Below are 7009 nucleotides of genomic sequence, written 5' to 3' on the forward strand. Positions count from 1 at the left end.
AGATGCCGTCGGGCTTGTTCTGGTCCGATGCCAGCTTGGCGATGAACTTGTTGTAGCTGACGCCGGCGGACGCGGTGAGGTCGGTCTCGGCACGAATGCGAGCGCGGATCTGCTCGGCGATCGCGCGCGCCGAACCCAGGGCGCGGCGATCCTCGGTCACGTCGAGATAGGCCTCGTCGAGCGACAGCGGCTCGATCAGCGCGGTGTAATCCGCGAAGATGGCGTGGATTTGCCGCGAAATCTCGCGATAGACGTCAAAGCGCGGCGGCACGAAGACGAGATCGGGGCAGCGCCGCAGCGCGGTGACCGACGGCATCGCCGATCGCACCCCGAATGCGCGTGCCTCGTAGCTCGCCGCCGCGACCACGCCACGCGCCTTCGACCCGCCGACCGCGAGCGGGCGCCCCCGGAGTGCGGGATCATCGCGCTGCTCGACCGACGCGTAGAACGCATCCATGTCGATATGGATGATCTTGCGCTGCGGCGGGGCGAGCGGATCGGGCAGGGGGGCGGCGTCGGCCAACATGATCGCGTGCGACCCGACCGTGCGGCGCCCGACAAGTCAATCCACCGCGGCCTCGATCGTCACGGGTTGCGGGGCGGGGAGTGCGGGCATCTTGTGGACGACATCGCCCGCGATCCCGACCCGGTTCCGACCGGCTCGCTTGGCGTCGTAAAGCGCGGCATCGGCATGCTCGATCAGGTCGGCCGGATCGATCCACGTCGACGGCGTCGCCACCGAACAACCGACGCTGATCGTCACCGCGAGCCTTTCGCCGCTCGCGAGCTCGATCTCCAGCCCTTCGATGGTGCGGCGGAGGCGCTCCGCCAAGGCGGTCGCGCGGGTGATCGCGAGCCCGGGGACGACGACCGCGAACTCTTCGCCGCCATAGCGCGCGACCGTGGCGGTCGGGATGGCGACCGCGTCGGCCAGCGCCTGCGCGACCCGGCGCAGGCATTCGTCGCCCGTTTGATGGCCGTGATCGTCGTTGAACCGTTTGAAGTGATCGATGTCGATGATCAGGAACGCGATCGATCGGTTGCGTGCGGTGCTCTGCCACAGCAGCTCGAGCGTTTCGTCGAGATGCCGGCGATTGCCGATTCCGGTCAGCCCGTCGATCGCGACCAGCGACTGTAGTTTCTGGTTCGACGCGGCGAGCAACCGGGCCCGCAGGCTTTCGCGCAGCGCGAACAGATAGGCCGAGCGCAGACCCGATTCGACGCGGTAGCTGCCCGCCAGGGAATAATTGGCGGTCGCGACCAGCATCGCCAGCGAGAACACCCGGTCGCCCGTGTCGAGCATCGGGTGGAGCATGATCGCGGTCGACACCCCCGCTACGCACAGCACCGAAAACGCCAGCGAGGTCGCGAAACTGAGGGCCAGTGCGACGTTGCCCGATATCAGGAACAGCCCGAACAGGCAGGCGAACAGGTTCACGTGCGGCGACCGCGACACCATGAACAACGCGATCGTTCCCGCGCACATGAGGCTGATGCAGAAGAAGCTCGGCAGTTCCGGATCGACGCCGTCACGGCCGGTCAGGACCATGGACGCGATCGTGATCGGCGTGACCACGCAGAGCTGCAACGGGATTGCGAGCCACATCACGTCGGGCACGATCGCCGCGTCGATGAAGAGGAATATGTTGTAGATTATCAGGCCGGTCACGGACAGTCGGGCATAGAGCTTGGCGCGCGGCTTGGCGGTCGAGGACTTGTACCGATGCTCGATCAGGCTGCTGAACTTTGCCCCATAGTCGGTCGAGGCGAGCGCCGCGTCGACTTCGCCGAGCAACGCCTCGTCGCCTTCGGCTGCGGCGTCGTACAACGGCTCCAGCGTGCCGAGCGAGAACAGCGAATCGAAAAAGGCACGGACCCAGCCGATCAGGCGGTGGATGCCGTGTCGGGGAAACGCAAAGGCTGGCATTCGTGCGACGCGCAATACTGGTTCCCGCGGGACCGATGTCCTCGGTCCATCATAGCGGGTGTTCAGCGGCGACTTGGCTGATCACTGTACTTTTTCGCGCCCGCACAGCGTTCAGTCGCGGGCGTTCGCCGAAGGGGGCGAGTCAAGCACCTAAGACGACGGGCAATGGTCGGGGCGATAGGATTCGAACCTACGACCCCTGGACCCCGAGACCAGTGCGCTACCAGACTGCGCCACGCCCCGACACATTGCCGGTGCTGCGCCTAGCCGCGACACCATCAGTGATCAAGGGCAAAAGCCAAACAACGCCAGACTGGAGCAAAGCATCATCCTGGCGATCGGGCGGCGAGCATCTCGTCGACCGCGGTGAACTTCTCGCGCGGGGATCCGGTACGGGCGTGCGCGATCTCCGCCTCGTCGATCCGCTGCCAGTCCCGGAAGGTGACCACGTCGACGCCGCGTGCGGCGAACAGCGCATCGAGCGCGGCACGGCCAGGCTTGGCGGCGTCCTCCGGAACGTCCGCGGCAATGTGCTCGGCGATCATGAACCCGTCGGGGCGGTTCGTGCCGATCGTCCCGGTCGGCCCGCGCCGTGCCCAGCCGACGGCGTAGAGCCCGGGCGCGATCCGGCCATTCTCGTTGGCGAACCGGCCGAGCCGGTCGTCATAGGGCACACCGTCCAGCGGTGGCGTGCGATAGCCGATGCAGCTGACGACCAGGCCGGCGGGGATCGCATAGGTCTCCCCGGTGCCGATCGCGCGGCCGTCTTCGATCTGGGTACGCTCGACGATCACGCGTTCGACGCGGCCGTCCCCTTCGATCGCGACCGGTATCGCGAAGAAATCGAAGACGACCCGGATCGGCTTGTCGTGGGTGCGCGTCGCAAAATCGCGGAGATGCGCGACAGACTTGCGCAGGCCCGGCTCCAGCGCGGCATCGGCTTCGGGCGGGGGCAGGTCGGCGGGATTGACCAAGGGCACCGCGCGCACGAGATGGCCGAGTTCGCCGAGTTCCTTGGGCGTCATCGCAATCTCGTGCGGGCCGCGCCGGGCGAGGATCGTGACCGTGTCGATCGTGTGGTCGCCGAGATGCGCGAGCGCGTGGCCGACGATGTCCGATCCGCCGAACTCGTCCTGCGTCTTGGCGAGGATCCGCGCGACGTCCAGCGCGACGTTGCCCGCGCCGACCACCACCGCGCCGGGACCGTGCAGCGGCGGCGCGAGGCCCGCGAAGTCGGGATGGCCGTTATACCAGCCGACAAAGGCCGCCGACCCGATCACCCCCGGCAGATCGTCGCCCGCGATGCCGAGCGCACGGTCGTGCGGCGCGCCGGTGGCGAGCACCACCGCGTCGTAGAGTTCGAGCAGCTCAGGGATGGTCACATCCTTGCCGACGGTGACGTTGCCGACGAAGCGGACATTGTCGCTGAGCGCGGTTGCCTCGTACCGGCGGCTGACTCCCTTGATCGACTGGTGGTCGGGCGCAACGCCGGTGCGGATCAGGCCATAAGGCACCGGCAGGCGATCAATGATGTCGACCCGCACCGCATCTCCGAACTGCTTCTGGCAGCCCTCCGCGGTATAATAGCCCGCGGGTCCCGAGCCGATCACGGCGACGTGGCGCATCCATGCTCTCCTGCTTTGATGCGACGATAGGCTGGTGGGGGGTGGGGTGGAAGAGTGTGGCGGCAGGATGAGGACGCGATCTTCCGCCCTCCTTGTATCCTCGCGAAGGCGGGGATCCAAGGTCAAGCAATGTAACGCTTGCGGTTCTGCTTGGTCCTGGGCTCCCGCCTTCGCGGGAGCACAAGGATCGGTCCACATCTTCGAACCCGAGCCGAAGGGCACCCGCAAGATCCCCGCTTTACCGCGACGACAGCCCTGCTAGTCACCCCCGGTGACCTGGTTGGAAGCGATCGCCTTCGCGCTCGGCGTGATCAACGTGACGCTCGTCGTGCGGCGCAGCGTCTGGAACTATCCGTTCGCGCTGGCGATGGTCACGCTCTACGCTGCGGTCTTCTGGCAGGCGCGGTTGTATAGCGACACGCTGCTCCAGGGGTTCTTCTTCGTCGTCAATATTTATGGCTGGATCGGCTGGGCGGCGAACCGCGCGGATGCCGGCGCGATCGTCGTCGAGCCGATGTCGGCGCAGTCGCGCGGGCGGTGGGCGGCGGGCAGCGTCGTCGCGGCGCTCTGCTGGGGCGCGCTGATGCATCGGTTCACCGACGCCGCGCTGCCGTGGTGGGATGCGGCGATCGCGGTCGCGAGCATCGCCGCGCAGGTCCTGATGGCGCAGCGCAAATGGGAGAATTGGGCGATCTGGATCGCAGTCGATATCGGATCGATTGGGCTGTACCTACAGAAGGGATTGTGGCTGACCGCGCTGCTCTATGCGGTGTTCCTGGTCCTTGCGATCTGGGGCCTGGTCGATTGGCGCCGGGTGATGCAACGGCAGGACACGGACAACGGGATCGCGGCGATCCCGGCGGTGGCGGCATGACGCTGCGGTCGATCTGCCTTCACGGCCCCGAGAGCACCGGCAAGTCGACGATCGCGCCGCGGCTCGCGCGGCATTTCGACAGCAGCTGCTTTGCCGAATTCGGCCGCACCTATTGCGAGGCGTTCGGCACCGATCTGTCGATGGCCGATCTGCTCGCGATCGCGCGGTCGCATGATGCCAAGGTCAAGGCGGCGCTGGCGGAACGCGAGTATCCGGTAATCCTCGATACCGATCCGCTGATGACCGCGGTCTGGGCGGACATGCTGTTCGGCCGCCGCGATCCGTGGTTCGCGAACTGGACCGGGACCGCAGACCTCTATCTGCTGTTCGACATCGACCTGCCCTGGGAGGACGACGGCACCCGCATGTTCGGACGGACCGAGGACCGGCAACGCTTCTTCGACCTTTCCAGGCGCGAACTCGAACGCCGGGGCGTGCCCTGGCGGCTGATCAGCGGCGAGGGCGACGCCCGGTGGATGGCGGTGCTCGCGGCGATCGCGTCGGTCTGACGGCACAGCGGAATCAGCCTCGTGCGGCCTTGCGCGCGGCGGTCGGCGTGCAATCGAACCGCTGCTTGAACGCGCGCGAGAAATGCGCGTCGCTGGCGAAGCCGAACGAGCGGGCGATCGCGCCGATCGTGCGATCGTCGAGCGGATCGGCGAGCGCGAGGCGGGCTGCGGCGAGGCGTTTCTCCCAAATTAGCCGCGCCACGCCGCCGCCGGTCGGGAATGCCGCATAGAGTTCACTGCGCGACAGGCCGAGCTTGCGCGCGACCCAGTCCGGCGTCAGATCTTCGGCATTGAGCCGCATCGCGATCAGCCGCTCGACCCGGTCGCGCAGCCGCCGTCGCGGACCGCGCCGCTCGCCCGTCGAGGGGGCGGCGTCGGCGCGAAAGCCGAGCCCGATCAGCTCGATCAGCATCTCCGCCAGCGCCGGCGCCTGCTCCGCCTTAATGGCCGCGGCATGCGTCACCACGCCCCCCAGAAACCCCGCCAGCACGCCGCCCGCGGTCGGGTCGAGCGTCCGGCCGTGGAGCGTCCGGGGATCGGGCGCCAGCCGCTCGGCCATCGAGCGCGGGATCGTGACGATGACGAACGCCTGGTCGCCGTCGGTGCTGACCGCGAACGGCTGGGCGAGATCGAGCAAAACCATGCTGCCCGCCTCGCCGCCGATCGTGCGGCCGGCGATGCGCGCCTGCCACCGGCCGGCACGCGTCAGTTGCAACAGGATCCCGTCGGCCCGATCGCGCGCATGCAGCGCCGTCGTACGCCGCGACTCTCGCGCCGATATCGTGCCGAAGGTGACGTGCAGCGCGTCGAGGAAGATGCCGTGCAGCGTCGCCTGCGGATCGGCGGTCAGCGTCCGCGTGTCGAACAATCCGTTGGTCGCGAGCGCGTATCGGCGCGCGCGTTCCTCCGTCGACAGACCGTCGAATGCGACCGTGGCGATGACGATCCCGTCAGCCGACCTAGCGACGACGGGCGCCGACGAGTTGCCATGCCGCAGCGGAGCGACGTGGTCTGGAGCGGAGGCAGTCATCGGACTATCATAGGCGGTCGGACGGCGATCCGGTTGCCCGTCGTCGGAGCGTGTCGAAGGCGAACGCAGCACAGCCTTTGGCAACGCGGGGCGGCGCTGCTAGGGCGCCCGGATGACGCCGCTCGACCGCATCCGCAATTTCTCCATCATCGCGCATATCGACCATGGGAAGTCGACCCTGGCCGACCGGCTGATCCAGCAGACCGGCGGGCTAACTGAGCGCGAGATGTCCGAACAGGTCCTCGATAATATGGACATCGAGAAGGAACGCGGGATCACCATCAAGGCGCAGACCGTGCGCCTCGCCTACAAGGCGCAGGACGGGCTCGATTACGTGCTCAACCTGATGGACACGCCGGGCCATGTCGACTTCGCCTACGAGGTGTCGCGCAGCCTCGCGGCGTGCGAGGGCGCGTTGCTGGTGGTCGACGCGGCGCAGGGGGTGGAAGCGCAAACCCTCGCCAACGTCTACCAGTCGATCGAGCACGACCATGAAATCGTGCCGGTGATCAACAAGATCGATCTCCCCGCCGCCGAGCCCGAAAAGGTGCGGAAGGAGATCGAGGACGTGATCGGCCTCGACGCGTCGGGCGCGGTGATGGCAAGCGCCAAGGCCGGGATCGGCATCGCCGAGATCCTCGAAGCGATCGTCACCAAGATTCCCGCACCCAAGGGCGACATCGATGCGCCGTTGAAGGCGATGCTGGTCGACAGCTGGTACGACCCGTATCTCGGCGTCGTCATCCTCGTCCGCGTCATCGACGGGGTCATGAAGAAGGGCCAGCAGATCAAGTTCATGAACGCGGGGACCATTCATCTGGTCGACCGCGTTGGCTGTTTCCGCCCGAAGATCGAGCAATTGCCGGACCTCGGCCCCGGCGAGATCGGCTTCATCACCGCGCAGATCAAGGACGTCGCGCAGGCCCGCGTCGGCGACACGCTGACCGACGCCAAGCGGCCCGCGGCGCAGGCGCTGGAGGGCTTCAAGGAAGTCCAGCCGGTGGTGTTCTGCGGGCTGTTCCCGGTCGACGCCAACGACTTCGA

The 7009-nt window shown here is 67.3% G+C and carries 7 protein-coding genes and 1 tRNA gene; 3 read left to right on the forward strand and 5 right to left on the reverse strand.

Annotated elements, in window-relative coordinates:
* From dinB to ACFE77_RS15610, 4 genes are all read right to left on the reverse strand, one after another.
* A partial coding sequence (gene dinB, locus ACFE77_RS15595; protein ID WP_375422572.1) for a DNA polymerase IV occupies positions 1 to 457 on the reverse strand: 457 nt, incomplete at its 3' end.
* Between the two features lie 105 nt (positions 458 to 562).
* Positions 563 to 1942, reverse strand: a complete 1380-nt coding sequence (locus ACFE77_RS15600) for a diguanylate cyclase (protein WP_375422566.1) — start codon at positions 1940 to 1942, stop codon at positions 563 to 565.
* 151 nt (positions 1943 to 2093) lie between these two features.
* A tRNA-Pro gene (locus ACFE77_RS15605) sits at positions 2094 to 2170 on the reverse strand.
* Positions 2171 to 2253: 83 nt separating this feature from the next.
* The gene (locus ACFE77_RS15610) at positions 2254 to 3552 is read right to left on the reverse strand and encodes an FAD-dependent oxidoreductase (protein WP_375422567.1); all 1299 of its coding nucleotides are present in this window, start codon (positions 3550 to 3552) and stop codon (positions 2254 to 2256) included.
* Between the two features lie 271 nt (positions 3553 to 3823).
* Between ACFE77_RS15610 and pnuC the strand changes: the two genes are divergently transcribed.
* Both pnuC and ACFE77_RS15620 read left to right on the forward strand, forming a co-directional pair.
* The gene (gene pnuC / locus ACFE77_RS15615) at positions 3824 to 4426 is read left to right on the forward strand and encodes a nicotinamide riboside transporter PnuC (RefSeq protein ID WP_375422568.1); all 603 of its coding nucleotides are present in this window, start codon (positions 3824 to 3826) and stop codon (positions 4424 to 4426) included.
* Complete coding sequence (locus ACFE77_RS15620) at positions 4423 to 4935, forward strand: AAA family ATPase (protein ID WP_375422569.1); 513 nt, start codon at positions 4423 to 4425, stop codon at positions 4933 to 4935. The genes pnuC and ACFE77_RS15620 overlap by 4 nt, the downstream gene beginning before the upstream one ends.
* 13 nt (positions 4936 to 4948) lie before the next feature.
* Here the strand turns inward: ACFE77_RS15620 and ACFE77_RS15625 are convergent, their stop codons facing one another.
* Entirely contained in the window at positions 4949 to 5965 is a 1017-nt protein-coding gene (locus tag ACFE77_RS15625; protein WP_375422570.1) for a helix-turn-helix domain-containing protein, read from the reverse strand.
* A 112-nt stretch (positions 5966 to 6077) separates the two neighbouring features.
* On the opposite strand from ACFE77_RS15625, the gene ACFE77_RS15630 reads away from it, so the two are divergent.
* Positions 6078 to 7009 (forward strand): GTP-binding protein (locus ACFE77_RS15630; protein WP_375422571.1); only part of this gene is annotated, 932 nt, incomplete at its 3' end.

This window comes from uncultured Sphingomonas sp., from assembly GCF_964243315.1.
In the GTDB taxonomy this organism is placed as follows: domain Bacteria; phylum Pseudomonadota; class Alphaproteobacteria; order Sphingomonadales; family Sphingomonadaceae; genus Sphingomonas.